The organism is Uniformispora flossi (assembly GCF_049534875.1).
GTDB classification, from domain to species: Bacteria; Actinomycetota; Actinomycetes; order Streptomycetales; family Streptomycetaceae; genus Yinghuangia; species Yinghuangia aomiensis.
This window is the reverse complement of record NZ_JBMULZ010000009.1, coordinates 39,972-65,505: the sequence shown is the minus strand read 5'-3', so window position 1 is coordinate 65,505 and position 25,534 is coordinate 39,972. Positions and strand designations below refer to the sequence as shown.

The following is a 25,534-nucleotide window of genomic DNA, read 5'->3' as shown; positions in this document are numbered from 1 at the left end:
GACCGACCGCGCGGCCCCGACACGCCTTAAGGCCGTTCCTGGCGCCGGATCCGGACCGCCATCCACAGGTCGAACCGGTCGCCGCCCGCGTCGAGGTGCCGGCCGGTCGCGGCCATGGCCTTGTCGATGCGGTTGCGCACGGTGTGCCGGTGGACGCCGAGGCGGCGTGCGGTCTCGTCCCAGGATCCGCCGGCTTCGAGCCAGGCTTCCAGCGTCGTGGCCAGTTCCCCCGACGGGTCTGCGGCGTCCAGCGGGCCGAGGACGGTGTCCGCGAACGCGGTCAGCGTGTCCCGGTCCGCGAGGTCGAGCAGCAGCGCGCTCGACCCGCCGTGCTCGGCTTCGACGGGGCGCCCGGACGCGCGGCTCAGCGGCAGCAGCGCCCGCGCCTGCCGGACCGACGAGGCGGCCGCTTCCGGCGGGGTGACGGGGCCGATCCCGGCTGCCCGTCCCGGCGCGAACCGGTCGAGGACTTCGCGGACGTCGAGGTCGTCGCCGCAGACGGCCTCGATCACGACGCCGCCGATCCGGACGAGGCCGCCGGGGAGGGCCAGGGCGAGGTCCGCGGCCAGCTCGGCGGCCGGGCCCGGGTCCGCACCGGCCCGGACAGGTGCGTCGGCGGTCGGGCCCGGAACCGGGCCGCCGCCCGACCACGACGCCGCTCCCCCACCCGGCTCGGAAGCCGCCGTCCCCCGCGCTCCACTCCGAGCCGTCCGGGCAGCTGCCCCCACACCCGACTCCGCCCGCTCGCCCCCGCCGCCGCTTCCGCCGCCGCTTCCGCCTCCGCCTCCGCCTCCGACGGCCGTCTCCACCACAAACCCCCGCACCCGCTCCGCCGCCAGCCCCGCCGCGGCCAGCACGTCGCGTGCCTGCTCCCGCGTGGTCTCCGCGGCGAGCAGGCGGCCGAGCAGGGCCGCCCGCCGACGCCGCATCGGTTCGTCCGCGAGGTGGCGCCGCTCGAGTTCCAGCGTCAGCAACGACACCAAGCCGGACGCCAGCAGGCGCTCCTCCGCCCCGATGTGCCCGCCGAGGACGAGCAGCCCGCGCAGCCGCTCGGCGCCCAGGGGCAGCACCTCGACCCGCAGGTCGCCGCGGATGCTGCTGCCGCTGCCGTGCAGGCCGCGGGCGGCGACCCGGCCCAGGAGATCCCCAGCCGCGCCGAGGAGGCCGAGGGAGGAGTCGCCGACCTCCCCCGACGCGTCGGCCTGCGGCGGTTCCCCGACGATGACTCGGCCTGCGCCGGGGGAAACGCCCGTCTCCGTGGCCGCCGATGCGACGCCGCTCCCCCCGCCCGAGACGGAGCCCTCCCCGGCCGACGGCTCGCCGCCCCGACGGCGCCCGCCCGAGCCCCCGCCCACGGCACGCCCGACCCGCGAGCCGTTCTCCCCCGCATCCGCGATCAACCGGCCCAGCGGATCCGTCACCACCGCCGTCACGCCCGTCGCCACGGTCCATGCCCGCAGCGTCGCCGTCAGGCCCTGCCCCGACGCGGCCGCGGTGGTCAGCCGCCGCTGCGCTTCGAACGCGCGTTCCAGCGCGCGCCGCTGCACGGCCGCCCGGGCGTCGAACACCGCCTTGGTCACGGCGATGAACGGCACCTCGTCGGGCACCGTCAGCAACGGCATCCCCGCCGCCTCCGCCGCCCCGACCAGCGGTTCCGGGGCGCTCTGGTACGGCAAATCGCGTCCGAGGCCGAGCACCAGGCCGCACGCGCCCGAGCCGCCCGCGGCCGCGTCGCGCACGTACGCCGCACACGCCTCGTCCGTCATCGGCAGCAGCAAGCCGATCGTCATCAGCAGCTCGCCGCCCTGCAGCCACTGCCCCGGCGTCAGCAGCTCGGACACGTGCGCGGCCTCGACCGGGCGGCCGAGGTGCGCCGCGCCCGCGACGACCGCAAGGCGAAGCTCCCGCAGGGCCACCAGATCGGCGATCCGCACCACGTCCGCCCCCACGCCCGACGCACCCGTCGAAACACCCGAGAAACCACCATCACCGGACATATCCCTGTGGGCATCCATGGACACAGTGTCGACGACTTTTCCCCAGGTTCGACAATTTTTCGATCGTTTACGGTTGTACGGCAGGCATACCTTCACCAGGTCATCCCTGCCGCGCTCCCCCAGGAGACCCGTATGGACACCACCGAACGCCCCGCCGCGGGACCGGTGAGAGTCTCCGGACTCGACGGACCCGCCCCCCTGTCCGGGCGCATCGAAACCCGGTCGATCGACTACGTGCCCGCGAACGAACGGCACGGCAAGGTCTGGCACCAGGGCCCCTTCTGGTTCACCGGCAACTTCGTGCTCACCACGATGGTCACCGGCTTCATCGGCCCGTCCCTCGGCCTCGGCCTCGGCTGGTCGGTCCTCGCGGTCGTCCTGGGTGCGTGCTTCGGCACCTTCTTCATGGCGTTCCACGCCAACCAGGGCCCGCGCATGGGCCTGCCGCAGATGATCCAGTCGCGCGCCCAGTTCGGCCTGCGCGGCGCGATCCTGCCGTTCGCCGCCGTCGTGTTCGTGTACGTCGGCTTCAACGTCTTCAACGTCATCCTCGCCACCGAGGGCCTGCAAACGGTGCTGCCCGGCGGCAAGGTCTTCTGGTACGCCGCGCTCATCGGCGTCGCCGTTGTCCTCGCGATCATCGGCCACGACCTGCTGCACCTGGTGCAGCGCTGGCTGACGTACATCCTCATCGCGGTCTTCGGCATCCTGACCGTCGGCGCGGCCGTCAACCTCGACGTGCACGCGCCCGCGACCGGCGGCGGCCTGGACTGGACGTCGTTCCTCATCGTGTTCTCCGCCGCGGCCGGCTACCAGATCAGCTACGCGGTCTACGTCTCCGACTACTCGCGCTACCTGCCCGCGAACGTCCCGGCCCGCAAGGTCATCTGGTGGACGTACGCCGGCGCCGCCGGGTCCGCCGCGTGGCTCATGTCGCTCGGCGCGCTCATCGCGTCCGCGCTGCCGGAGCCGAGCGCGATCGGCGCGATCCGGCAGGTCGGCAACGACATCATGCCGGGCTTCGGCACCTTCGCCGTGCTGCTGTCGTCCGTGGCGCTGATCGGCATCATGGCGGTCAACGCGTACGGCGCGATGCTGACCACGACGAGCGCGGTCGACGCGTTCCGGCCGGTACGCCCGACGATCCGGGTGCGGGTCACCGGCATCGGCGTCATCGCGGTGGTCGTCTTCGTCGTCGCGCTGGTGCTGCCGGACGACTACCTGGCGAACTTCAACGACTTCGTACTGATGATGCTGTACTTCCTGGTGCCGTGGACGGCCGTGAACCTCACGGACTTCTACTTCGTGCGGCGCGGGCACTACTCCATCGCGGCGATCTTCGACCCGAAGGGCCCGTACGGGAACTGGCAGTGGCGCGGCATGGTCGCCTACGTCGCCGGCTTCGCGGCCATGGTGCCGTTCTTCAAGATCTCGTTCTTCACCGGCCCGGTGGCGGACGCGCTGGGCGGCGCGGACCTGTCCTTCCTCGTCGGCCTGCTGGTCTCCGGCGTGCTGTACGCGTGGCTGGGACGGGGTATCGACACCGCCGCGGAACAAGCCGCCGAGGCGGATGCGGACGCCGCACTCGGGGCACGGGAGGCCTGACGTGGACGGCGCTGCGACGGAGTCGGGGGCCGGGGCCGGATCCGGTACCGGCTCGGGGGTGACGGTGGTGGCCTGCGCCCAGGTGCGTTTGGCCGTGGGCGATCCGGCGGCCAACCGCGCCGCGACCCTGGACGCGATCGACCGTGCGGCGGAGGCCGGGGCCCGGATCGTGGTGCTGCCGGAACTCGCCAACAGCGGCTACGTGTTCCGGGACGCCGCGGAAGCCGCGGCACTCGCCGAACCGGTCGGGCCGCTGGTCGGGGACGGCTCTGCAACGGAAGCCGCGGGGCCGACGGTGGGCGCGTGGACGGAAGCCGCCCGGCGGCACGGCATCGTGCTCGTGGCCGGGCTCGCGGAAAAGGCGCCGGACGGGCTGATCCGGAACTCGGCGGTGCTGATCGACCCGGACGGGGTGCGCGCCGTCTACCGGAAGGCGCACCTCTGGGGGCGGGAAAGCGAGTTCTTCGTGCCCGGCGACGCTCCCCCGCCGGTGGTCGCCACCGCGTTCGGCGACGTGGGCCTGATGGTCTGCTACGACCTGGAGTTCCCGGAATGGGTGCGGCTTCCGGCGCTGTCCGGAGCCGAACTGCTGTGCGCACCGGTCAACTGGCCGTACGCGCCCCGCCCGGAAGGCGAACGCCCCGCCGAGGTCGTGCGGGTGCAGGCGGACGCCGCGGTGAACCGCATGTTCGTCGCCGCGTGCGACCGGGCCGGACCGGAACGCGGCACCGACTGGGTCGGCGGCTCGGTCATCACCGACCCGGACGGCTTCCCGCTCGCCGGGCCGCACCCCGGCGAGGAAACCCTGCTCCTCGCGGAATGCCGCCTGGCGGACGCCCGCGACAAACACATCGGCACGTACAACGACGTACACGCCGACCGACGGCCGGAGCTGTATGCGCCGGTGGCGGCCGGCACCCGCAACACCGTTGGTGACAACCCCGCAACGAAGAAGGACTCCCGATGAACGACCCCCGAGGCTCGCTTCAGGGCCCTGTCGACGCCACGCGCATCCCGCGTTTCGCCGGGCCCGCCACCTTCGCGCGCCTGCCGCGCGCGGACGAGGTCGAGCACGTGGACGTCGCGGTGGTGGGCGTCCCGTTCGACAGCGGTGTCAGCTACCGGCCGGGCGCCCGGTTCGGCCCCGTGCACGTGCGCGCCTCGTCGAAGCTCCTGCGGCCGTACAACCCGGCGCTCGACGTCTCGCCGTTCGCCGAACTGCAGATCGCCGACGCGGGCGACATCGCCGTCAACCCGTTCGACATCGAAGACGCCATCAAGACCGTGGAACTGGCCGCGCGGGACTTCGCCGCGCAGGGCACCCGGCTGCTCACCATCGGCGGCGACCACACCATCGCCCTGCCGCTGCTGCGTGCCGCGGCCGCCGCGCACGGGCCGGTCGCCGTGGTGCACTTCGACGCGCACCTCGACACGTGGGACACGTATTTCGGCCAGCCGTACACGCACGGCACCCCGTTCCGGCGCGCGTCGGAGGAAGGGCTGCTGGACCCGACGCGCTGCCTGCACGTGGGCATCCGCGGGCCGCTCTACAGCGAGCAGGACCTCACCGACGACGGTGTCCTCGGCTTCCAGGTCGTGCACAGCGACGACTACCAGGACGCCACGGTCGCGTCCGTGGTCGAGCGCATGCGGGCCCGGCTGGGCGACGGGCCGGTGTACGTGTCCGTGGACATCGACGTGCTGGACCCGGCGCACGCGCCGGGCACCGGGACGCCGGAGGCCGGCGGCCTCACCAGCCGCGAGCTGCTCGGGACGCTGCGCGGCCTGGTCGGACTGAACGTGGTCGGGGCGGACATCGTCGAGGTCGCACCGGCCTACGACCACGCCGAACTGACGGGTGTCGCGGCCGCGCACACCGCGTACGAGCTGCTGTCGGTGCTGGCGCGGAACCGGCGGGACGGCGGCTGAGCGGGGCGGAAACGGGAGGACGGGGGGATGGAGGGCACGGGGGAACGGGGGCGGAACTGTGCGTGCGGTCCCGGGGCAACGGCATGAGCCGCGGCCCCGGGGCTGTGTGCTTTTCGCGGTGCCTAGGCGCTGAGCGGCCGGCTGGGATGGGTGTCCCGCCAGACCTCGCGCTGGGTGCGCAGCAGGTACGCGCCGAGGTCGACGCCGCGGCGCAACTGCGCGTAGGCGCGGTAGGCGCGGACGTAGGTCTCCTCGACGAGGGTCTCGGCGTCGGCGCGGTCGCCGTGCGTGAGGTGGAGGCCGACGGCGTAGAGCGTGTCGAGGTGCACCAGCGCCTCGTGTTCGAAGCGGCGGGTGAGGTCGGCAGGCTGCTCCGGGATCGCGGCCGCGGTACCCGGTGGCCCCGACTCCGGGCCGTGTCCGCGCGGATCCGCGGCATCGCGGCCGGGCGTGCCGACGGGCGTGGCCGCGGGCGGGGTCGACGAGCGGGCTGCGTCTTCGAGGCGGGTCGACATCGGGGGCTCCCGTGGTTGGCGAGGGGGTGGGCGGTGGCCGGCATGGGGGTGAGCTGAGTTTCCTGGTCCTACCTTCCGATTTCCGGGGTGGGCGGATCAACGGTGTTTTGGGGAATGCCGGGTGCCTGTGGCTTAACGATCGGATGGCAATCGACGGAGATGGCACGCATTCCGCAGACGTTCGGCGCCGCGTTCGGTACCGCGTTCCGCGCTGCGCCCGCGCTGCATCCGCTCTGCGCCCGCGCTGTGTCCGCTCTGCGCCCGCGCTGTGTCCCGCGCTGTGTCCCGCGCTGCATTCCGTATACGACGTAATACCGCCGAGTAATCGGCCCACCACACGCGTAGACCCCCGCACCATGGCGGGATTTCGCCTATGCCATCATCGACGCCGCGCAGTCGGCCTTCCGATTTCGCCCCGGCGCCGGGTGGGGTTCCCGACGTAACGCGCCCGGACGAAACAAGGCCTTGCTGAGCCTCTCCCCGGCCTGCACATCACGGCCGCCTCCTCCGCTCGTTCCGAAGGGAACCCCCCGCCATGGGGCACATCGACCATTTCTCCTCGGGTGCGCTCACACCCGTGCTCGCCTATGTGATGTCGTGCGTCGGCGCATCACTCGGCCTCCTGTGCACGTCCCGGGCCCGCGCGCTGACCGGCTGGGCCCGCGTCGCCTGGTTCACGCTCGCCGCGGTCTCCATCGGCGGCACCGGCATCTGGGTCATGCACTTCGTCGCCATGCTCGGCTTCTCCGTCGAGGGCACGCCGATCCGCTACGACGTCCCGCAGACCGTGCTCAGCCTGCTGGTCTCCATCACTGTCGTGGCCGCGGGTCTGATCACCGCGGCGACCGGCAACGGCGGCTACCGGCGGCTCGCCGTCGGCGGCCTCCTGACCGGCGGCGGCGTCGCGGTCATGCACTACATGGGCATGTACGCGATGAACATGCACGGCCACCTGTCCTACGCCCCGGCCACCGTCGCCGCGTCCGTCGTCATCGCCGTGGTCGCCGCCACCGCCGCGCTCTGGTTCGCCCTCAACGTCCGCGGCCCGCTGGCCACGACCGGCGCCGCGCTGGTCATGGGCATCGCCGTGTGCGGCATGCACTACACCGGCATGGCCTCGCTGAGCGCGACCGTGCAGACGAGCACGGCGCCGGTCACCGGTGCGCAGGCGAGCAACTTCATCGCGCCGCTGATCACCGGCATCAGCCTGTTCACGGTCATCACACTGTTCGTCGTCGCGCTCTCCCCCACCGAGGACGAACTGCGCGAGGACGCCGACTTCGACGAACGCCTCGACCGGCTGTCCCGCGGCCGACAGGGCAGGCACGCCGGCACGCCGGGGCGGTGAGACGGAGCCGCCGGCCTGTCGGGCCGGCGGACTCCTGCGGCGTTCTTCGTTTTTTCGCGGTTCCGGCTTCGCGGTTCCGGCTTCGCGGTCCCGGCTTCGCGCTTCCGGCCTCGTGCGGCGTTCTTGGCTACAGGGGCGTGGCCGAGGCGGTGAGCGCCACGGCGGCTTCCGGCGAGTACAGGGAGAACGTCAGGGACTCGGTGAGGTAGAGCCGTACCGTCGTCGCGTCGTGCGACTCGTAGCCGATCGACAGGTCCTGGCCCAAGTGCAGGGTGAAGTCGCCGCCGCGCGTCGACATCAGTACCGCGCCCTGCAGCGCGGGCGCCCACACGATCTCGCCGCCGCCGGCCAGCACCCGGGCGACGTGCTCGCGGACCGGATAGCCGTGGTTGGACGTCTCGTTGACCGCCGTGTAGGCATCCGCGCCGAGGAGCAGCGCGTACGGCCCGCCCACACCCGCCAGGCGCAGCGCGGTGAGGCCGCGCGACACCGCGTCAGGGTAGTCCTCGACGCGCGGCGGCAGCGCCACCGCAGCGGTACTCGCGTCCGCGCGGATCCCCTGGATACCGACCGCGGCCCAGCCCTCGAACACGGCGCGGTCCTCGGCGAGCGCCATGGTGCGGGCCGCGTCCTTGACCGGCTGCCAGTCGGAGTCCGCGGAGCCGCGCAGCACGTCGTCGACGGCCTCCCGGTCCAGCTCGAACGGCACGCGCAACTCCACCAGATGCTGCGCCTCGCGCCGCCGCGCCTGGACGCCGTCGCCGGGCGAGTCCAGTGCCGTGAGGTGCCCGGTGCCGACGGCGGCCAGCGCGGTCCCCGACGGCCCGTCCAGGTCGACGACGCGGCGCGCGGCCAGGTGCAGCGTGAACGTGCGCTTCGCCTCCTCCTCGATTTCGGCCCAGGCGGCCTCGGAGACGGGGGCCAGTTCGCGGTGGAGGTTGTTCATCGGGCGTGCTCCTGTTCGGGCTTGCGGCTTGCGGCTTTCTGCTGGCGGGGGGGCGGGGTTCGGCTTTCGGCCGACGGCTTGGCTGCTGTTCCGGCCGCTGCGGCTGCGGTGGCTGCGATGGCTGCGGTGTCAGGCTTTGAGGCTGCCGATGCGGAGGGAGCCGGCGTGGGGGTCCGGCTCGGGCGTCGGTGCCGGGTCCGGCTCGGCACGGGTCGCGGGCGCCGGTTCCGTGGCGGCGCCGCTGCCGGCGGCCGGGTGGTCGGCGTCGAGCCACTCCTGCGACGGGACGAAGAACAATCCGCCGGTGACCGCGGTGGAGAAGTCCAGCAGGCGGTCGTGGATGCCGGGCGGGTTGCCGAGGAACATGTTGTCGATCATGCGTTCGGTGACCGACGGGGTGGCCGCGTAGCCGATGAAGTACGTCCCGAACTCGCCGCGGCCGAACGACCCGAAGGGCATGTTCCGGCGCACGATCTGCAGTTGGTTGCCCTCGTCGTCCTCGACGGTGTTGAGCGTGACGTGCGAGTCGGCGGGCTTCTCGTCGTCGTCGAGCTCGATGTCGGACAGCTTGGTCCGGCCGACGGCGCGTTCCTGGGCTTCGACGGTCAGGGCGTTCCAGCCGGTGAGGTCGTGCAGGTACTTCTGCACGATGACGTAGCTGCCACCCGCGAACTCGGGGTCGGTGTCGCCGACGATGGCGGCACGGTAGGCGGGGGAACCTACGGGGTTCTCCGTACCGTCGACGAAGCCGAGCAGGTCGCGGTCGTCGAAGTACTTGAACCCGTGTGTCTCGTCGACCACGGCGACGGCGCCTTCGAGGCGCGACATGAAGTGCGAGGCCAACTCGAAGCACAGGTCCATGCGGTGCGCGCGGATGTGGAACAGAAGATCGCCCGGGGTGGACGGCGCCCGGTGGATCCGCCCGACGCGTTCTTGGAACGGGTGCAGTTCGGCGGGCCGCGGGCCCGCGAAGAGCCGGCCCCAGACGTCCGAGCTGATCCCCGTGCACACCGACAGCGCGGCCTCCGGCACCCGGAACCCGACGGAGCGCGTGAGCGCGGAGATCTCCGGCAGCAGATCCCGGACCTGCTGCTCGCCACCCGGCTCGACCGTCACCACGAGAAACACGGCCGCGCTGGTCAGGGGGGCCAGCGCGGGTTGGGGCTCGGGGAAGGGGGAGGGGGACGGGATCATGCGCGGGCTCCTGGAGGACCGGTTGGTGCGTCGGGGGTCGGTTGGCCTGTGGGCGTGTGGGCCTGTGGGCGCGTGGCTTGTTTGCGGGTGGCTTGTTTGCGGGTGGCTTGTTTGCGGGTGGCTTGTTTGCGGGTGGCTTGTTTGCGGGTGGCTTGTTTGCGGGTGGCTTGTTGGTCTGGGACAGGGTGCCCCGGGGATGCGGGGGTGAATCCGGGACCAAGGGCCTGTATCGGGGGTTTGCGGGCACGGGTCGTCCGCGTCGTCACCCGGTGAGGTGGGGTCGCTACTCGAGGTGCTTGAGGAGGACGGAGAGATAGCTGTCGTCGGGGTCCTTCACGGCGGTCAGGAGGGTGACGGGGCCGTGGGCGGCGGCGTCGCGCAGCCCGGTGATGGCGTCCTGCTGCGCGGGACCGCCGAGTTCGGCGTCGTAGCGCTCGGCGAACTCGGGGAAGCGTTTGTCGGGGTCGGCGTGGAACCAGTTGCGGAGTTCGGTCGACGGGGCGACGTCCTTGGCCCAGTCGTCGAGGTGAGCCCGCTCCTTGCTGATGCCGCGCGGCCACAGCCGGTCGACCAACACCCGCCGCCCGCCATCCTGCTCCACCGGGTCGTAGATCCGGCGGAGGCGGAACGGGGCGTTGGCACTCGATTTGCCCATGGGGCCCGGCTGCCCGTTGGTGGGGTGAGGGAAACCGGGGTGGGTGGGGTGGGCCGTCGCCGCCGCGGGCGTGTGGGCCCGGGGTGGATCAGGCGGGGGCGTGCGGGCTCGGGGTAGGTGGGGGTGGCCTGCTGCTCACCGCGCGCGAGCTTGGGGGGCTTCAGGCGGTGGGGTGGCCTGCTGCCGCCACAGGGGTGCGGGCTCGGGGTGGATGAGGCGGGGGCGTGTGGGCCCGGGGTGGGTGGTTGGGGTGGCCTACTGCTCCCCGCGGGCTTGGGAGCTTCAGTTGGTGGGGGTGGTGGGGGTGGTGGGGGTGGCCTGCTGCCGCCACAGGCGTGCGGGCTCATCGGCGCGGTCGGAGGGGGCGATGTCCAGCCGATCCGCAGTTGGCACGCGGTAGCCGCGGGCCCGTTGTCCCGGCCGTGCGGCGCGGCCGCGGGCGATCCGGCTCGGTTACCGGGCCGCCGGGGTGGTCATCTCGGGGACTGGTCCGGGACATCGACGCGTCACGCGGGTGGCCGATAATGCGTGGACCAGACCAGTGGGCGGGGTCGGTGGGGCCGGTCTTGTCCGTCCTGTCCGCGCACTGTCGGATCGCACGCGGGCGACCGCGAGAAGAGAGTCAGAGAACCCGAATGACCCGAGACGCGCTGAGTTCCGCGGCCCCGCTGGACGTCGCTCCGGCCGACGGTGCCGGCATAGCCGCCACCGAGGTCATGGGCATTGCGCTGGTCGCGCACGACAGTTGCAAACCGGACATGGTGGCGTGGGCGCTGGAGCACCGCGAGGTGCTCGCGCCGCACCGGTTGTACGCCACGGGCACCACGGGCGGCTTGGTCGCCGACGCGACGGGGCTTTCGATCGTGCGCTTCCGCAGCGGGCCGCTCGGCGGCGACCAGCAGGTCGGCGCGCGGATCGCCGAAGGCGACGTCGATCTGCTGATCTTCTTCTGGGACGCGCTGACCGCGCAGCCCCACGAGCCCGACGTCCGGGCGTTGCTGCGCCTGGCCGTACTCGCGAACGTCCCGGTCGCGTGCAACCGGTCGACCGCGGACTTGGTGATCACGTCCCCGCTGCTCGGCGGCGCGACGCGGGAGCACGTGGACACCCGGCTGGCGGGCCGCGTCGCCTCCTGAGGCGACGAGCGGGGCGCCGCGCGTCCGTTGGCACGCAGCCCGGCCGCGTAGGCGCGTCGGACAAGCCAGCCGCGCAAGCCGGTCGGCCGGGCCGGCCAGCCGCGGTCACGGTGAGCCCAAGGCGCCCCCGTCACTGCCCGAACTCCCCGCGAGCCAAGCCACAACCCACCTGCCTCGCACAGCACAACGCCCGCACCAGTCGGCCCGGGCAGCCCCCGTGGCTGCCCGGGACCCCCGACCGGCGTAGGTCAAGCCACAACCCCGCCCGGCGCGCACAGCACAACGTCCGGCACCGGCCGGTCCGGTCGGCCCTCGTCCGTCCGACCTCGCCTCCGGCGCGTCACGCCACAGCCTCGCGAACCACGCCCCACCCGGCACCGACCCGGCCCAGGCAGCCTCGACGTCGCCTGCCCGGACGCGAGGCCGATCAAGCCACAGCCGCGCCTGACCAGCCGCGCATCGGCCGGCACCGGCCAGACCCGACAGCCCCGTCGCCGCCCGAACTCGGCCGGCGTGAGTCAAGCCACAGCCGCAACTGACACACACCGCACACACACACCGACAGCCGCGGCCCAGCCACCTCAGCAAAGCCCCGGCCGCCCCACGCGGACTCGCCCCGAGGCGCGTCACGCCGCGGCCTCACTTGAACCACGCCCCGGGCCGGCACTGGCCGGCCCAGGCAGCCCCCCGTCGCCGCCTGGACTCGCCCGCCCGCCCGTAACCGAGCCAAACCACAGCTCACCTGACGCGCACCACACAACACCGGCACCCGGCCGCGGCCCAGGCAGCCCCCGTCGCTGCCTGGACTCGCGCCGGAGGGGGTCAAGCCGCAACCCTGCCTGCCGGACACCGCACACCGCCGGCACCAGCCGATCGGGGCAGAACCGTCGCCGCCCGAACTCGCCCCGGAGCCGATCAAGCCACGCCCCCGCATGACACGCACCGCGCAGCGCCCGACGCCGACCGACCGGGCAGCCCCCGTGGCTGCCCGGGCTCGCCTCGGAGCAGGCCACAGCACAGCTCCGGGGAACCTGACTCGCACCACCCGGCACCACCCGGCCCAGGCAGCCCCCCGTCGCCGCCCGGGCCGGTCGGCTCAGCCGGTTCGTTGCGTGGACGAACCGGCGCGGCGTTCGGCTGCGGCGCGCTGGGCATCGGCAGCCGTTCGACCGGTCAAGGAGCACCGGCCGCCCGGGGCACTCATGCACCCCCGTCGGGCATGTGTGTCGTGCGGCCTGGCTCCCTTTGTTCCGCCAACGATTGAGACGCGAAAAGGTCGCGCTCACCGACGGCGACGCGCTCGTCCGGGGGACCCGGGAAGCGCGAGACGTCGAACACGCGGACGAAACCGCACCACCGCCCCGCCCGCAACCAGCGCCCGTCACCCGTCGGCCACCACACCTCGTCCTGCAAACCGCCGACACCACGCCCCGGTTACGGCCGGAAGGCAGGCAGCCACGCAGGCACGCAGACAGTCAGGCAGTCAGGCAGTCAGGCGCACAAAACCTCGACAGACGGCGGGGCCAACGACCAACGCCCAGGACAGCGTCCCGACAAGGCCGACACCCCAGGCCATCCCCTCACCGGTTGGGCAGGCCACTTGCGCTTGCGAGCCGGCGCCCCGCGCCCTGCGCGTCATCACAGACCCGCCAAGCTTCATCGCAACGCCCCCGCCCCCACGGCCGAAGCCACAGCCCCGGCAGCCCCACCCCTCCGCGGCAGCCCGGGCAACCGGTGCGTCAGCGCAGCACCCCCGCACCGCCCACACCACAGTCCCGCCGCGACAACGCTGAGCGTGTGCGACCGGGCAACCAGCCGCAGCCCGGCTCCTCAACTCCACGCAGAACCCACAACACCGCAACGCCTCACCGCGTAACCGCCACGCCGCAGCGCACACACCCCCCAGGGCCAGCAGCGCCGCCCAACGCCGGACCAGAGCCCCACGCAGCCGACGCCCCCAAAGCCGGCCACGCAATCCCACCCGACACTCCCACTCCCACTCCCACTCCCACTCCCCCTACCCCACCCGCATCCCCAACCCCACCGCGATAACCGCCGCCTGCTCCACCCCGATCAACGCCCCCCGCAGGTCCACCGTCAGCGGCTCCAGGGAACTCAGGTCGCTCCCCCGCAGGTCCGCATCCGTGAACTTGGCGCCGCGGAGCTGCGCCCCGGACAGGTCGCAGCCCGTGACCGTGGCCTTCGTGAAGACCGCCGCGCCGAGGTCCGCCTCGCGCAGCCTTACCCCGTCGAAGGTGGACTGCTTCAGTTCCGCGCCGGCCAGCCCCACGAACGACCAGTCGCCGCCGTCCACCTCGAACGCGGCGAACGAGCAGCGGGTGAACTGGCTGCCCATCAGCTTGCAGTCGGTGAACTGCACGTCGAAGAAGGTGCAGTTGCGGAACGTGCAGTTCGTGAACGCCGCACCGGTGTGCCGGGAGGCGTTGAACATCACGTTGGCGAACGTGCAGCCGGCGAAGACGGCGCCGTCGTCGACGACCTCCGTCCAGTCGCCGTCGACGAACGAACAGTCGCGGAAGGTGCGCCCGGACAGGTCGCGGGCGTACCAGTCCTCGCCCGTGTAGACCTCGTCGCGGGAATCCTCCGGCGTGTCATCTGTTGTCGTCATCATGACCTCGCTGTTGCGCACCACACCGTTCTCGGTCCTCGATCGGTCGCGGACCCGGCGCGGCGAACCTTATCCTCGGGCGCTGGCGTCGACGGTCGCGTTCGCCCGGAAGGCCGAAGCGTGGGGGTACCGCCGGTTCTGGGTGTCGGAGCATCACGGGGTGCCGGGGGTCGCGGGGTCGGCGCCGACGGTGTTGGCCGCCGCGGTGGCGGCGGCCACGGAGACGATCCGGGTGGGCACCGGCGGCGTGATGCTGCCGAACCACCGGCCGATGGTGGTGGCGGAGCAGTTCGGCGTGCTGGAGAGCCTGTTTCCGGGGCGGATCGACATGGGGCTCGGGCGCTCGGTGGGGTTCACCGACGGGATCCGGCGGGCGCTCGGCCACGGCAAGGACGCGGCGGCCGGATTCTCCGCGCAACTCGACGAACTGCTGGGCTTTTTCACGGGTGATCAGGCGATGTACCCGGACGTCCACGCCCGCCCGGCCGAGGGCCTGCGTCCCGCGCCGTTCGTGCTCGCGACCAAAGACGGCGCCGAGATCGCGGCGCGGGCGGGCCTGCCGCTGGTCATCGCGCCGCTCGGCGGCGACGACGAGCGGCTGCTGCGCTCGATCGAGGCGTACCGCACCGGCTTCAGGCCGTCGCCGTGGGCCGGCGCGCCCTACGTCGTCGTGGCGGGAACGGTGGCGGTTGCGGAGACCGACGCCGCCGCCGAGGAGCTGCTGGTCCCGGAGGCCTGGTCGGCGGCGTATTCGCGGACGCACGGGGTGTTCCCGCCGCTGGTGCCCGCGGCCGAGGTGCGCAGCCTGGCGATGACGGACCGGGAGCGGACCTACTTCGCCGACGCCCTCCGCGGCCAGATCCGCGGCACCGCCGACCGGGTCGAGGACGAACTGGGCGCGATACTGGGCCGCACCGGCGCCGACGAGTTCCTGGTGACCACGAGCACCTACGATCGCGACGCACTGGACGACTCCTTCGCGCGCCTCGCCGCCCTGACCACAGCAACGGCACCGGCAACCGCAAGGACAACAGCACCGGCACCGGTCACCACACCCTGAGCCTCGCGCCCTCCCCGAAGACACCCCGCACCCTTGCCCCCGTCAAGAAAACCTGTTTTCCTGCTGCAAGCCCCACCGGCCGAGCCCCACAGGCCCAAGCAGACCAGGAGCCCCCCGATGAAATTCGCCGAGATCGAACGCCCGGCCGCCGGTGTCGCCCTGGTGCGGATGAACCGCCCCGACCGGCTCAACGCGCTGAGCCCGAGTCTGGTCTCCGACGTGTACGCGGCCTTCCGTTCGCTCAACCGCGAGCGCGGCATCCGCGCGATCGTGCTGACCGGCGCGGGCCGGGCGTTCTGTTCCGGTGCCGACCTCAGCGGCGACCCGGACCCGGCGCCCGATGCCGAGGGGCGCGGCAAGGTCGGGCTCGTGTACCGGACGCAGGAGCACCTGGTCGATCTGATGCTGGCCGTCCACGAATGCGAGAAGCCGGTGATCGCGGCCGTGCACGGCGCGGCGGTCGGCGGCGGTCTGGCGCTGGCGCTCGCCTCGGACCTGCGGGTCGCGGACACGACCGCGAAGTTCGGGTCGGTGTTCATCAAGGTCGGGCTGTCGTCCGCGGATGTCGGTACGAGCTACCTGCTGCCGCGTCTGGTCGGCCCCACGCGGGCTGCCGAACTCATGCTCACCGGGCGGCACTTCAGCGCCGAGGAGGCGGACCGCTACGGCATGCTCAACGCGCTCACCCCGGAAGGCGAGCACGTCGACGAGGCGCTGGGGCTCGCCGGGCTGATCGCGGAGAACTCCGAGTACGGCGTGTGGATGACGAAGAAGGGCGTGTGGGCCGGCATCGAGGCGGGCAGCTTCCGCCAGCAGCTCGAACTGGAGAACCGCACACAGGTGTTGGGCACCTTCACCGGCAACATGACGGAAGCCGCGGCGGCGTTCCGCGAGCGCCGCGCGCCGGTGTGGCAGGACATGTAGGCGACCGGCGGGGATGAACGGCGGGCAGTCCCCGCCGTACACACGAGGGTCTCGGTTCACGCGACGGCTGCGGCCCAACGGCCGCTGCCCGGCGGTCATACCGCCGGGCAGCGGCCGTCGTGTTCGTTCAACGGCGGTGGCGTTCGTTCATCCCGTTCCGCTCACCCGCCGGACGTCATCCGGCAGTACCGCGGCGACGCACGGCGATCACGAGCACAGTTCCCATCGCGATCAGTCCCAGGCCGCCGACCACGCCGAGGCCCACCTGCGCCCCGGTGCTGGGGAGACGGCCCGAGCCGCCGGACGTACCGAACCCGCCGGGACCGCCCGGCCCGTCCGGCCCGCCCGGCATGTGACCACCGGAGCCACCCTCACCGCCCCCGGAAACCCCGGGCGGTGGCGTCGTCCCACCGGAGCCGGAAGGCGAGGACTCCGGAGGACCGGAGGACGTCGGGCCGCCGGTCGGCCGTCCGCTCGTCGGCGGCACGGACGTCGGCGGTTCACTCGTCGGCGGCTGCGAAGTCGGAGGCCCCGAAGTCGGCGGCCCCGAAGTCGGAGGCCGAGACGTGTACGGCGGCCGCGACGTCGACGGTGTCGAGGTGGGCGGCCGCGAGGTATACGGAGGCCTCGACGTCGGCGGCGCAGATGACGTCGGAGGCTTGGACGTGGGCGGCCCGGACGTCGGAGGCCCAGACGTCGGAGGCCCCGAAGTCGGAGGCCCGGACGTAGGCGGCCCAGACGTCGGAGGCCCCGAAGTCGGAGGGCCTGACGTAGGCGGCCCAGACGTAGGCGGCCCAGACGTTGGAGGCCCGGACGTAGGCGGCCCAGACGTCGGAGGCCCAGACGTCGGAGGCCCAGACGTCGGCGGCCCAGACGTCGGCGGCCCAGACGTCGGCGGCCCCGAAGTAGGCACCGGCGGCGAAGTCGTCTCCCCCGTGCACACCACCTCCACATGCCCCAACTCGGCCTTGACGATGGACCCTTGGTACACGACGGCGCCGTTCAGGTCCCGGAGCGTTCCGCTCACCGTGACGTCGACGCCCGCGCTGGCGGTCGAGCCCGCCGCCGGGGCGCCGCCCGGTGGGCGGTGGTACTCCGTGAACTGCACGGTCAGCGTGCTCGGTCCCAGGTTCGGTGCGTTCAGGTCCGCGCCGGTGACGTCGAGGGTGGTGGTCCCGGGTGACACCTGGCGGCCGGCGATCTCGATCTCGTCCGCGCCGGTGTGCGCGTAGGCGAACGCGGTCTCCAGGTAGGGCGGCGGTACGCACTCGGCGTAGGTGTCCACGTCGCCGGTCGTCCCCTCCGTCACCGGATCGAACCGGATGAGGGGCGGGGCGCCTACCGGCGTCGGGTGGATGTGTACTGCCACCGCGGCGGCGTGGACCTGGGCGTAGACCTTCGCGGTCTGGTTGGACGTGCGCACGGCCTCGGTGCCGAACGAGGCGTAGGACAAAACGCCGTCCGGGTCGGAGAAGTCGCCGGATTCGTCCTGGCCGAGCGGTGGCGTGCCGGCGATGCCGTACGAACCGGTGAAGGCCGAAGCCCCCAGGGCGTCGACGTCGTCGATGGTGAGTTTGATGAGCCGGGCGTTCGCGGACGGCACTTCTGCGGCGGCAGCCGTCGGATCCGCCGAGTAGGCGAACAGTGCGCCTGCGGCGACCGCGCCCGCAGCCGCGACGGCCAGGGGCACGGCATGCCGTTTCAGGCCGATAGATAAAGACATGAGCGATTTGTAACAGTGATGCGGTGTCGCCCTCCGGGACCAACACCCGCCAGCGGGTTACGTCACTTACTTGGTCGCACAGTCGGTCGCACGGTCGGTCGCACAGTTGGTCGCACGGCCAGGCAGCCCGTACCCGCCCGTGTGCCGCGTCCCCTACCCCCGCGTCGGAAGCGCCGACGGCCGCCGTCCCCGGGTCGGGGACGGCGGCCGTCGGTTCGCGTGCGCGCCGTGCGTCAGCCCTGCGCCCCCGACTCGCCGAGCTGTCCGCGCCGGGCCTGTTCCGCGGCGCCCGCGGCGTCGGCGCGGCCGCGGTTGTAGGCGTCCATGCTGGCCTTGGCGTTGACCGATTCGCGTTCGGCGCTCTCCAGCCAGCGGTCCCAGCGGGCGCGCATCGGCATGACGAGGCCGCCGCCGACGCCGACGATCAGGATGCCGGCGATCGTGGCGAGGACCGCGACCAGCACCGGGCCGGTCACCGAGGTGGCGATCTGCGCCTGGCTCAGGGCGGCGATGGTGCCGAGGGCGACGATGAACGCCCAGGCGATGGTGGCGACGGTCTTGCCGTACGAAACGCCGCCGAGGGCCCCGCCGATGATGTCGCGCACCGCGCGGGCGATCGCCATGGTGACGACGATGATGAGGAGCGCGACGATGGCCTTGGGCAGCCACAGCACGATGCTGCGCAGCAGGTCGCTGACGGGGTTCGGGCCGAAGACCCCGAAGCCGAGTTGAAGGACCATCAGCATGATGGCGTAGTAGACGACTTTGCTGACGATGGCGGTGGCGTCGTACGTCGAGTTCTGCAGCATCCCGGCGACGCCGCCGCGTTCGGAGACCTTCTCGAATCCGACCTTGCGCAGCACGCGGTCGACGACCCGGGCGATCAGCTTCGCGATCATCCAGCCGACGACCATGATGATGGCGAAGGCCACCAGCTTGGGGATGATCCTGGCGATGCTGGTCCAGGCATCGGTGAACCCCTGTCCGAAGTCGACGGACAGGGCGAGGCTCTGCGTCATGCGCATATCTCTCTGCTGCGGGAAGGTGCGCGGCGCGGCCTTCGAAGGCCTTGCGCCGCGCCGGATGTGCGCTCCGTGGTAGCACCGCCGAGCGGGCGGTGTCCCGCCGCGAACCGCGGAACTAGGCCGAGCGGGTGGGCGTCCCGCCCGTTCGAGGGACAGGCGGGTCCACTCGACGGCTGCGGCGGGAACGCGCAGGTCCGGGCGGGCGCGCGGCCCCGGGCCGGGACGAAACATCCGGATGGGATGATGGTCGGACGGAGCGAGATAAAGGACCGCGCATGACCACGCCTGCCCCTGTTGTGACCGCCGCCGACCGTGCCGCCGCCGGCACGGTCCTGGCCCGTGAAGCCGCGCGGTTCGCCGGCTTCGGCTGGATGCGGGGCACCTCCGGCAACTTGTCGGTGGTGGTGTCGCGCGAGCCGCTGCGGCTGGCCGTGACGGCGAGCGGGCTGGACAAGGGCGAGTTGGATCCGGACGACCTGGTCGTGGTGGACGGTTCCGGTACGCCGGTGCCTGCCGACCAGGGTCCGGGTGCGCCGCGCAAGCCGTCCGCGGAGGCGGGGCTGCATGCGCGTGTGGTGGCGCTGACCGGTGCGGGTGCGGTGTTCCACGTGCACACGCTGCATGCGGTGCAGGCGGCGCGGCACTGGCCGAAGGGCGTCGAGCTGAGCGATCTGGAGATGCTGAAGGGCATCGGCCGGTCGGCGCACGGCGAGACGGTCGTGATCCCGGTCATCGAGAACAGCCAGGACATGGGCGAGTTGGGCGACCGGCTGGAGGCGGCGATGGTGCCGGGTGTGCCTGCGGTGCTGGTGGCCTCGCACGGCATGTACGTGTGGGGCGAGGACCCGATGCAGGCCCGCCACCACACCGAAATCGTGCAGTGGCTGCTGGAGTTCCGCCTCACGGAGGGCTGAACGGCCTCTGGAAGACGACGCGCACGACAAGGAACCCCCGTGGCTGCCACGGGGGTTCCTGTTTTCGCTGGCGTTCCTGTGTCGCTGGGGTTCCTCTCTCGCTGGGGTTCCTCTATCGCTGGGGTTCCTGCGTTGCCGGAAGAGAGCCGGAGCGCTTCAGCGTCCCGGTTCCACCACTCCGTCCTCGCTGACGATCGCGTCGATCAGGCGTGCCGGTGTGACGTCGAAGGCCGGGTTGAATGCGCGCGAGCCCGCGGGTGCGACCCGGATGCCGCCCCATTCGAGGACCTCGGCTTCGGGGCGCTCCTCGATCTCGATGGCGCCGCCGTCCGGGGTGGCGTCGTCGAAGGTCGTGCGGGGCGCCGCGACGACGAACGGGATCCCGGCGTCCGCGCAGGCCAGGGCCACGCCGACGGAGCCGATCTTGTTGGCGGTGTCGCCGTTCTTGGCGATGCGGTCGGCGCCGATGATCGCGACGTCGACGAGTCCGCGCAGAACGGTACTGGCGGCGGCGCCGTCGGGCTGCACGAAGTGCGGGATGCCTTCCTGGTCGAGTTCCCAGGCGGTGAGCCGGGAGCCTTGCAGGAGCGGCCGGGTCTCGTCGGCGTAGACGACCTCGAGGACGCCGCGGGCGTGGAGTTCGCGGATGATGCCGAGGGCGGTGCCCCAGCCGGCGGTGGCCAGCGAGCCGGTGTTGCAGTGCGTGAGGACGCGCAGCGGGCGGCGTTCGACGCGGGCGAGGATCCAGTCGGCGCCGTGGGCGCCGATGGCGCGGTTCGCGGCGACGTCTTCGCGGACGACCGCGTCGGCTTCCGCGACGACGGCGGCGACGCCCTGCGGGAGGAACGGGAGGACGCGGTCTACGCCGCCGGCCAGGTTGACGGCGGTGGGCCGGGCGTCGCGGATGCGGCGGATCTCCGTGTCGAGGCGGTCCGCGTCCCAGCCTTCGCGGGCGGCCTGGAGCATGGCGATCGCCACACCGTACGCGCCTGACGCGCCGAGCGCGGGGGCGCCGCGGACGGCGAGGCGGCGGATGGCGTCGACGAGGGTGTCGACGTCGGAGGCGTCGAGGGTGACCAGGCGTCCGGGGAGGGCGGTCTGGTCGATCAGGTGGAGTCCGGTGCCGTGCCAAGTGAGCGTGCGTATACCGGAGTCGGCGTCTGCGGGCGGGGTGCTGGGGGCCACGTGCGGTTCCCTGGGGTGTGCGGGTTCGGCCGGTGTTCGGCCGGTGTTCGGCCGGTCGGGGCGCCGGCGAGGGCGGTTCCGGCCCGTCGATCGTATGACCAGGGTGTTAACGGGATGCAAACGGATCCGTGGGGCCCAGTCCCGTGAACCTCCCGAATCGCGGACATGTCGGCCGGGGCGGTTCGCGGGGGTGATATCTTCCCGGGCACCGACCCGATCCGATCATCGGACCGGTCGCCGATCGTCGGAAATTCCGCGCATCCGGGAGGAGGTCAGCCGTGGCCGAGCCGTACCGCGCCGAGCGCATGCCCGTAGGCATCGACGCCGATTTCGCGATGCTCGGGGAATCCCACGGCTGTCCGATGGTGTCCCTGCCCCCGGCCCGCCGCGTGGCGCCCGTCCGCGGCTGTTGTCGCCGCGGCCGCTGAACCGCGCCGAGCACGACGGAGTCCGCCCGGCCCCAGCCCCACGGCACCACAACCGCGCGACCCGCGCCCCAAGCCTCCGCACCACCGCAGTTCCGCGTACGTCCCGCTGTCGCGCCCGCCCCCGCGCGCAGCCTTGCCCGAGGATCCCCATGCACGTGTTTTCCCGCCGGACCACACCCGGCCGCATCGTCCTGGCCGCCGTCGCGGTGACCACCGCGCTCGCCGCCACCGCCTGCAACGCGAACGACAAGAAGGACTCGGCCGCCCCGGCCGGGGACGGCAAGGCCAAGGGCAAGAACGTCGTCCTCGTCACGCCCGAGCCGATCGGCGTCAACGACTTCCTCAAGCTCGCCAAGCAGGGCGTCGAGGCCTCCGCCTCCGCGGCCGGCGGCACGTCCAAGGTGCTGGAGAGCAAGGACCCGACGGCGCTGCAGCAGAACGTGGAGAGCGCGGTGCGGCAGAAGCCCGCCGTGGTCGTCGCGGTCGGCTTCGAGTTCAACGACGTCATCGCGCAGCAGGCGCAGGCCAACCCGGCGCAGCAGTTCCTCCTCGTCGACTCGTGCACCGACAAGGCGTTCCCGAACGTGACGTGCGCGGTGTTCCGCGAGCACGAGGGCGCGTTCCTGGCCGGTGCCGAGGCGGGCCTGCTCACCAAGTCGGGCAAGACCGGCGCGGTCGTGGCGATCGACTCGCCGCAGATCCGCCGCTTCTCCGACCCGTTCGGTGCGGGCGCCAAGCAGACCAACGCGAACAGCTCGTTCACCCAGCTGTTCGTGGGCGGGCAGAACCCGTTCAACGACCCGGCGCGGGCCAGCGAGCAGACCACGTCGCTGAAGACCAAGGGCGTCGACACGGTCATGGGTGCCGCGTCCGCGGCGGGCAACCTCGGCGTGTTCAACGCGGCGAAGACGGACGGCCTGCAGGTGTGGGGCGTGGACGTCAACCAGTGCCCGCAGGCGCCCGGGTCGGTCGTCGACAACGTGATCAAGCACACGGACGTCGCGGTGCAGAAGGGCGTCGACCAGATCCTCAACGCGACGCCGGGCGGCGTCGTGTCGTACGGCCTCAAGGAGGGCGGCATTTCGCTGACCTCGCTGGAGCCGGGCCTGGAGAACTCGCAGTGCGGCATCGCGCAGCACCCGGACATCGTCAAGACCGTCCAGGACCTGCGTGCCCAGATCGTCGACGGCCGCCTGCAGGTGGCCGACCCGGTCAAGGGCTGAGCAAGGGCTGAGCAGCCAGAGCCGACCCGTCGGGGCCGATCCCCGACTCCCCGGCACGGCCGGGCACCCGCGACGGGTGCCCGGCCGTCCGGGCCGCCCGGAACGGATCCCGCACCGATGACCGACCCCCAGACGCCCACCGAGCCCGGTGCGGCCGCGCCCGGCGTTCCCGAGGTCGAACTGCGCGGCATCGTCAAGCGGTTCCCCGGCGTGCTCGCCTGCGACCGGGTGGACTTGTCCGTCGCGGCCGGCGAAGTGCACGCGCTGATGGGCGAGAACGGCGCGGGCAAGTCGACGCTGATGTCCGTGCTGTACGGGCTGCAGCGGCCGGACGCCGGCCGGATCCTGCTGCGCGGCACCGAGCACGCGTTCACGTCGCCGCTGCAGGCGATCGACGCCGGGCTCGGCATGGTGCACCAGGGCTTCAAGCTGTTCCCGTCGCTGTCCGTGACGGAGAACGTGGTGTACGGCGCGGAGCCGCGCCGCCGCGGCTTCGTCGACCGGGCCGCGTCCCGTGCGAAGGTCGCCGACCTCGTCGAGCGGCACGGCCTGCACGTGCCGCCGGACGCCCGGGTCGGCGACCTGCCGGTAGGTGTGCAGCAGCGCGTCGAGATCCTCAAGCTGCTCTACCGCGACGCCCGGGTGCTGATCCTGGACGAGCCGACGGCGGTGCTGACCCCGGCGGAGGCCGACCGGCTCCTCGACGTGGTCCGCGGCCTGGCCGCGGCCGGGCGGACGGTGCTGCTGGTCACCCACAAGCTGCACGAGGTGATGGCGGTCAGCGACCGCGTCACGGTGTTGCGGGACGGCCGGGTGACCGCGCGCATGGCCACCGCCGACACCGGTCCGGCGGAGATCGCCGCGGCCATGACGGGCCGTCAGGTCGATTTGGACCGCACCCACCCGGCGGGCGTGCCGGGCACCGACGTGCTGGCCGTGGACGGGCTGACCGTCGGCCCGAAGGGTGGAAAGCCGCTGGTCGACGCGGTGTCGCTGCGGGTCCGCGCGGGCGAGATCGTCGGCGTCGCGGGGGTCGCGGGCAACGGGCAGAGCGAACTCGTCGAGGCGCTCGCCGGGCTGCGGCCCGCGACGGCCGGGCGGGTCGTCGTCGCCGGGACCGAGGTCGTGTCCGGCGGCAAGGGCGCGAGCGTCGCCAAGCGTCGCGCGGCCGGGCTGGCCTACGTGCCGGAAGACCGCGCCGAGGTCGGCGCGGCCCGCACCGCTCCGCTGGCCGACAACCTGGCCATGGGCTTCCACCGCCGCGCCCCGATCGCCGGACGCGGCGGCCTGCTGTCCCGGGCCGCGATCCGCGCGCACGCCGCATCGGTCATCGACCGGTTCGCGGTCAAGGCGGCCTCCGGGGCGGTGCCGATCGGCACGCTGTCCGGCGGCAACCAGCAGAAGGCGATCCTGGGCCGCGAGATCACCCACGACGCGCCGCTGCTGGTCGTCGAGCAGCCGACGCGCGGCGTCGACATCGGCTCGATCGAGAACATCCACGCCCGCCTGGTCGAATACCGCGACGCCGGGCACGGCATCCTGCTGGTCTCCGCGGAGCTGAGCGAGATCCTCGCACTGTCCGACCGCGTCCTCGTGATGTACGACGGCCGCGTGGTCACCGAACTCCCGCGCGACGCCGCCGACGCGGCGACGATCGGACTGGCGATGGCGGGCGGGACACCGGGGGTTCCGGCGCAGCGGACCGGCGACGACGCCGAGCACCATGCGGCCGACGCCGCCTCGGACCCTGCCTCGGACCCTGCCGCGGGCACCGCCTCGGGCGCCGCCTCGGACATCACCGCGAACGCCGCCGACCGCGCGCCCGCCCCCGACTCCCCCGCCACTCCCGCCCCGACCGAGGGGGAAGCCGACCATGCCTGACCTGTCCTCGCCGGCCGCCGCGAAGCCGCCCAAGGGCGGCGCGGCGGCCCGCTTCTCCCCCGCCGCGGCCGCACGCACGGTCGTGTTCTCCCCCGTGACCGTCTCGATCGTCGCCGGGTTCGTCGTCGGCGCGATCATCCTGGCGAGCACCGGTGCCGCGCCGCTGGCCGCCTACCAGGCGATCTTCGAGAGCGCGTTCGGCTCGGACGGCATCGGGGACACGCTCAACAAGTCGATCCCGATCGTCGGCATGGCCGTCGCGCTGGCGATCCCGCTGCGCGCCGGGCTGGTCAACCTCGGCGGCGACGGGCAGCTCGTCCTCGGCGCGCTCGCGGCCGCAAGCGTCGGGTTGTACTCGCCGTTCCCAGCGCCGGTCACGGTGGTGCTGGCGGTGCTCGCGGGTGTCCTCGCGGGCGGGCTGTGGGCCTCGCTGGCGGCGCTGTTGGAGAACGCATGCGGGGTGCCGCTGCTGGTGAGCAGCCTGCTGCTCAGCTATCCGGCGGTGTCGCTGGTGTCGTACCTGATCCGTTTCCAGCTGCTGGAGAAGGGCTCGGGCATCCCGCAGAGCGAGAAGCTGCCGGAGGGCGTGCGGCTGCCGGAGTTCGCGCAGGACGGCGGACTGGGCACCGGCATCAGCATCGGCATCTTCCTGGTCGCCGCGGCGGCGCTGGTGTTCGCGTTCGTCGAGGCCCGCACCGCGGCCGGGTTCGAGGTGCGGATGACCGGGCGCGGGGCGCGGTTCTCCGCATACGCGGGCGTGGACCGGCCGCGGCTCACGCTCAAGCTGATGTTCGCGTCCGGCGGCCTGGCCGGGCTGGTCGGCGCGATCACCGTGCTCGGCTTCCCGTTCCGGCTGGTCGACGGCGCGCTCACCTCGCCCGGCTACACGTGGACGGGCCTGCTGGCCGCGCTGCTGGCCGCCGCGTCGCCGCTCGGCACGCTCGTCGCCGGGTTCTTCTTCGCGGCGCTGACCATCGGCGGGTTCGGCATGGAGCAGGAGACCGCCGTGCCGCAGCAGCTCACGTCGGTGCTCCAGGCCGTCATCATCCTGTTCCTCGCGGTCCGCACCGGCGTGTTCGCCAAGGGCGGGTGGCTGCGGCGTTTCCGGCCCGGCGGCCGGGCGCCCGATCCGAAGGCCACGGAGAGTCCCGGGGAAGCTCCGGTGGACGTTCCGGTGGAAGCCGCCGTGAAGGCCGCTGTGGAAGGGGGGCGCTGAC

The 25,534-nt window shown here is 72.8% G+C and carries 21 protein-coding genes; 12 read left to right on the top strand and 9 right to left on the bottom strand.

Features of this window, described 5'->3' with window-relative positions:
* Positions 1 to 26 precede the first annotated feature (26 nt).
* Entirely contained in the window at positions 27 to 2,015 is a 1,989-nt protein-coding gene (locus ACPA54_RS20800; protein ID WP_423531917.1) for a PucR family transcriptional regulator ligand-binding domain-containing protein, read from the bottom strand.
* A 114-nt stretch (positions 2,016 to 2,129) separates the two neighbouring features.
* Between ACPA54_RS20800 and ACPA54_RS20795 the strand changes: the two genes are divergently transcribed.
* From ACPA54_RS20795 to speB, 3 genes are read left to right on the top strand one after another with little or no spacing between them, the layout of a single operon-like run.
* Positions 2,130 to 3,602, top strand: a complete 1,473-nt coding sequence (locus ACPA54_RS20795; protein ID WP_423531916.1) for a purine-cytosine permease family protein — start codon at positions 2,130 to 2,132, stop codon at positions 3,600 to 3,602.
* 1 nt (position 3,603) lies between these two features.
* Entirely contained in the window at positions 3,604 to 4,569 is a 966-nt protein-coding gene (locus tag ACPA54_RS20790; RefSeq protein ID WP_423531914.1) for a nitrilase-related carbon-nitrogen hydrolase, read from the top strand.
* Positions 4,566 to 5,531, top strand: a complete 966-nt coding sequence (gene speB / locus ACPA54_RS20785) for an agmatinase (RefSeq protein ID WP_423531912.1) — start codon at positions 4,566 to 4,568, stop codon at positions 5,529 to 5,531. The genes ACPA54_RS20790 and speB overlap by 4 nt, the downstream gene beginning before the upstream one ends.
* A gap of 122 nt (positions 5,532 to 5,653) precedes the next feature.
* Here speB and ACPA54_RS20780 read toward each other — a convergent pair whose 3' ends face one another.
* Positions 5,654 to 6,046, bottom strand: a complete 393-nt coding sequence (locus ACPA54_RS20780) for an RNA polymerase sigma factor (protein ID WP_423531910.1) — start codon at positions 6,044 to 6,046, stop codon at positions 5,654 to 5,656.
* 535 nt (positions 6,047 to 6,581) lie between these two features.
* On the opposite strand from ACPA54_RS20780, the gene ACPA54_RS20775 reads away from it, so the two are divergent.
* On the top strand, positions 6,582 to 7,394 hold the full coding sequence (locus tag ACPA54_RS20775; RefSeq protein ID WP_423531908.1) for an MHYT domain-containing protein: 813 nt from the start codon (positions 6,582 to 6,584) through the stop codon (positions 7,392 to 7,394).
* Positions 7,395 to 7,521: 127 nt separating this feature from the next.
* On the opposite strand, the gene ACPA54_RS20770 is transcribed toward ACPA54_RS20775, so the two are convergent.
* The 3 genes from ACPA54_RS20770 to ACPA54_RS20760 all read right to left on the bottom strand — a co-directional run bounded on the left by ACPA54_RS20770 (position 7,522) and on the right by ACPA54_RS20760 (position 10,189).
* Positions 7,522 to 8,340, bottom strand: coding sequence for a family 1 encapsulin nanocompartment shell protein (locus ACPA54_RS20770; RefSeq protein ID WP_423531906.1), 819 nt, complete (start codon positions 8,338 to 8,340; stop codon positions 7,522 to 7,524).
* A 129-nt stretch (positions 8,341 to 8,469) separates the two neighbouring features.
* Positions 8,470 to 9,534, bottom strand: coding sequence for a Dyp-type peroxidase (locus ACPA54_RS20765; protein WP_423531904.1), 1,065 nt, complete (start codon positions 9,532 to 9,534; stop codon positions 8,470 to 8,472).
* A gap of 283 nt (positions 9,535 to 9,817) precedes the next feature.
* Positions 9,818 to 10,189, bottom strand: a complete 372-nt coding sequence (locus ACPA54_RS20760) for a DUF488 domain-containing protein (RefSeq protein WP_423531902.1) — start codon at positions 10,187 to 10,189, stop codon at positions 9,818 to 9,820.
* 635 nt (positions 10,190 to 10,824) lie between these two features.
* Between ACPA54_RS20760 and ACPA54_RS20755 the strand changes: the two genes are divergently transcribed.
* A complete protein-coding gene (locus tag ACPA54_RS20755; protein WP_423531900.1) occupies positions 10,825 to 11,325 on the top strand; it encodes a methylglyoxal synthase in 501 nt (166 codons plus the stop codon).
* A gap of 2,017 nt (positions 11,326 to 13,342) precedes the next feature.
* Here ACPA54_RS20755 and ACPA54_RS20750 read toward each other — a convergent pair.
* Complete coding sequence (locus tag ACPA54_RS20750; RefSeq protein ID WP_423531898.1) at positions 13,343 to 13,978, bottom strand: pentapeptide repeat-containing protein; 636 nt, start codon at positions 13,976 to 13,978, stop codon at positions 13,343 to 13,345.
* Here ACPA54_RS20750 and ACPA54_RS20745 point away from each other — a divergent pair.
* Both ACPA54_RS20745 and ACPA54_RS20740 read left to right on the top strand, forming a co-directional pair.
* A complete protein-coding gene (locus ACPA54_RS20745; protein ID WP_423531896.1) occupies positions 13,956 to 15,014 on the top strand; it encodes an MsnO8 family LLM class oxidoreductase in 1,059 nt (352 codons plus the stop codon). The two genes, ACPA54_RS20750 and ACPA54_RS20745, sit on opposite strands and share 23 nt — an antisense overlap.
* Positions 15,015 to 15,131: 117 nt before the next feature.
* The gene (locus ACPA54_RS20740; protein ID WP_423531895.1) at positions 15,132 to 15,938 is read left to right on the top strand and encodes an enoyl-CoA hydratase/isomerase family protein; all 807 of its coding nucleotides are present in this window, start codon (positions 15,132 to 15,134) and stop codon (positions 15,936 to 15,938) included.
* A gap of 500 nt (positions 15,939 to 16,438) precedes the next feature.
* Here the strand turns inward: ACPA54_RS20740 and ACPA54_RS20735 are convergent, their stop codons facing one another.
* Positions 16,439 to 16,879 (bottom strand): hypothetical protein, encoded by a 441-nt coding sequence (locus tag ACPA54_RS20735; protein WP_423531893.1) that lies wholly within the window; start codon positions 16,877 to 16,879, stop codon positions 16,439 to 16,441.
* Positions 16,880 to 17,452: 573 nt separating this feature from the next.
* Here ACPA54_RS20735 and ACPA54_RS20730 point away from each other — a divergent pair.
* Complete coding sequence (locus ACPA54_RS20730) at positions 17,453 to 17,575, top strand: hypothetical protein (RefSeq protein ID WP_423531891.1); 123 nt, start codon at positions 17,453 to 17,455, stop codon at positions 17,573 to 17,575.
* 319 nt (positions 17,576 to 17,894) lie between these two features.
* On the opposite strand, the gene ACPA54_RS20725 is transcribed toward ACPA54_RS20730, so the two are convergent.
* Positions 17,895 to 18,680 carry a mechanosensitive ion channel family protein gene (locus tag ACPA54_RS20725; RefSeq protein WP_423531889.1) on the bottom strand — a complete coding sequence of 262 codons (786 nt, stop codon included), beginning with the start codon at positions 18,678 to 18,680 and terminating at the stop codon, positions 17,895 to 17,897.
* A 281-nt stretch (positions 18,681 to 18,961) separates the two neighbouring features.
* Between ACPA54_RS20725 and mtnB the strand changes: the two genes are divergently transcribed.
* On the top strand, positions 18,962 to 19,600 hold the full coding sequence (gene mtnB, locus ACPA54_RS20720; RefSeq protein WP_423531887.1) for a methylthioribulose 1-phosphate dehydratase: 639 nt from the start codon (positions 18,962 to 18,964) through the stop codon (positions 19,598 to 19,600).
* Positions 19,601 to 19,756: 156 nt separating this feature from the next.
* Here the strand turns inward: mtnB and mtnA are convergent, their stop codons facing one another.
* Positions 19,757 to 20,785 carry an S-methyl-5-thioribose-1-phosphate isomerase gene (gene mtnA / locus ACPA54_RS20715; protein ID WP_423531885.1) on the bottom strand — a complete coding sequence of 343 codons (1,029 nt, stop codon included), beginning with the start codon at positions 20,783 to 20,785 and terminating at the stop codon, positions 19,757 to 19,759.
* Positions 20,786 to 21,362: 577 nt separating this feature from the next.
* Here mtnA and ACPA54_RS20710 point away from each other — a divergent pair.
* From ACPA54_RS20710 to ACPA54_RS20700, 3 genes are all read left to right on the top strand, one after another.
* Positions 21,363 to 22,436, top strand: a complete 1,074-nt coding sequence (locus tag ACPA54_RS20710) for a BMP family ABC transporter substrate-binding protein (RefSeq protein ID WP_423531883.1) — start codon at positions 21,363 to 21,365, stop codon at positions 22,434 to 22,436.
* Between the two features lie 117 nt (positions 22,437 to 22,553).
* Complete coding sequence (locus ACPA54_RS20705) at positions 22,554 to 24,317, top strand: ABC transporter ATP-binding protein (protein WP_423531881.1); 1,764 nt, start codon at positions 22,554 to 22,556, stop codon at positions 24,315 to 24,317.
* Complete coding sequence (locus ACPA54_RS20700) at positions 24,310 to 25,533, top strand: ABC transporter permease (protein WP_423531879.1); 1,224 nt, start codon at positions 24,310 to 24,312, stop codon at positions 25,531 to 25,533. Before ACPA54_RS20705 ends, ACPA54_RS20700 begins: the two co-directional genes overlap by 8 nt.
* Position 25,534 lies beyond the last annotated feature (1 nt).

Bases quoted from the DNA above. Each gene is read 5' to 3' on its own strand.
- ACPA54_RS20795 (WP_423531916.1), top strand. From the start codon at position 2,130: ATGGACACCACCGAACGCCCCGCCGCGGGACCGGTGAGAGTCTCCGGA.
- ACPA54_RS20710 (WP_423531883.1), top strand. From the start codon at position 21,363: ATGCACGTGTTTTCCCGCCGGACCACACCCGGCCGCATCGTCCTGGCC.
- ACPA54_RS20770 (WP_423531906.1), bottom strand. From the start codon at position 8,340: ATGAACAACCTCCACCGCGAACTGGCCCCCGTCTCCGAGGCCGCCTGG.
- ACPA54_RS20775 (WP_423531908.1), top strand. From the start codon at position 6,582: ATGGGGCACATCGACCATTTCTCCTCGGGTGCGCTCACACCCGTGCTC.
- ACPA54_RS20780 (WP_423531910.1), bottom strand. From the start codon at position 6,046: ATGTCGACCCGCCTCGAAGACGCAGCCCGCTCGTCGACCCCGCCCGCG.
- ACPA54_RS20705 (WP_423531881.1), top strand. From the start codon at position 22,554: ATGACCGACCCCCAGACGCCCACCGAGCCCGGTGCGGCCGCGCCCGGC.
- ACPA54_RS20755 (WP_423531900.1), top strand. From the start codon at position 10,825: ATGACCCGAGACGCGCTGAGTTCCGCGGCCCCGCTGGACGTCGCTCCG.
- ACPA54_RS20700 (WP_423531879.1), top strand. From the start codon at position 24,310: ATGCCTGACCTGTCCTCGCCGGCCGCCGCGAAGCCGCCCAAGGGCGGC.
- ACPA54_RS20730 (WP_423531891.1), top strand. From the start codon at position 17,453: ATGCCGTACGAACCGGTGAAGGCCGAAGCCCCCAGGGCGTCGACGTCG.
- ACPA54_RS20800 (WP_423531917.1), bottom strand. From the start codon at position 2,015: ATGGATGCCCACAGGGATATGTCCGGTGATGGTGGTTTCTCGGGTGTT.
- mtnB (WP_423531887.1), top strand. From the start codon at position 18,962: ATGACCACGCCTGCCCCTGTTGTGACCGCCGCCGACCGTGCCGCCGCC.
- ACPA54_RS20745 (WP_423531896.1), top strand. From the start codon at position 13,956: ATGACCTCGCTGTTGCGCACCACACCGTTCTCGGTCCTCGATCGGTCG.
- ACPA54_RS20740 (WP_423531895.1), top strand. From the start codon at position 15,132: ATGAAATTCGCCGAGATCGAACGCCCGGCCGCCGGTGTCGCCCTGGTG.
- ACPA54_RS20725 (WP_423531889.1), bottom strand. From the start codon at position 18,680: ATGACGCAGAGCCTCGCCCTGTCCGTCGACTTCGGACAGGGGTTCACC.
- speB (WP_423531912.1), top strand. From the start codon at position 4,566: ATGAACGACCCCCGAGGCTCGCTTCAGGGCCCTGTCGACGCCACGCGC.
- ACPA54_RS20760 (WP_423531902.1), bottom strand. From the start codon at position 10,189: ATGGGCAAATCGAGTGCCAACGCCCCGTTCCGCCTCCGCCGGATCTAC.
- ACPA54_RS20765 (WP_423531904.1), bottom strand. From the start codon at position 9,534: ATGATCCCGTCCCCCTCCCCCTTCCCCGAGCCCCAACCCGCGCTGGCC.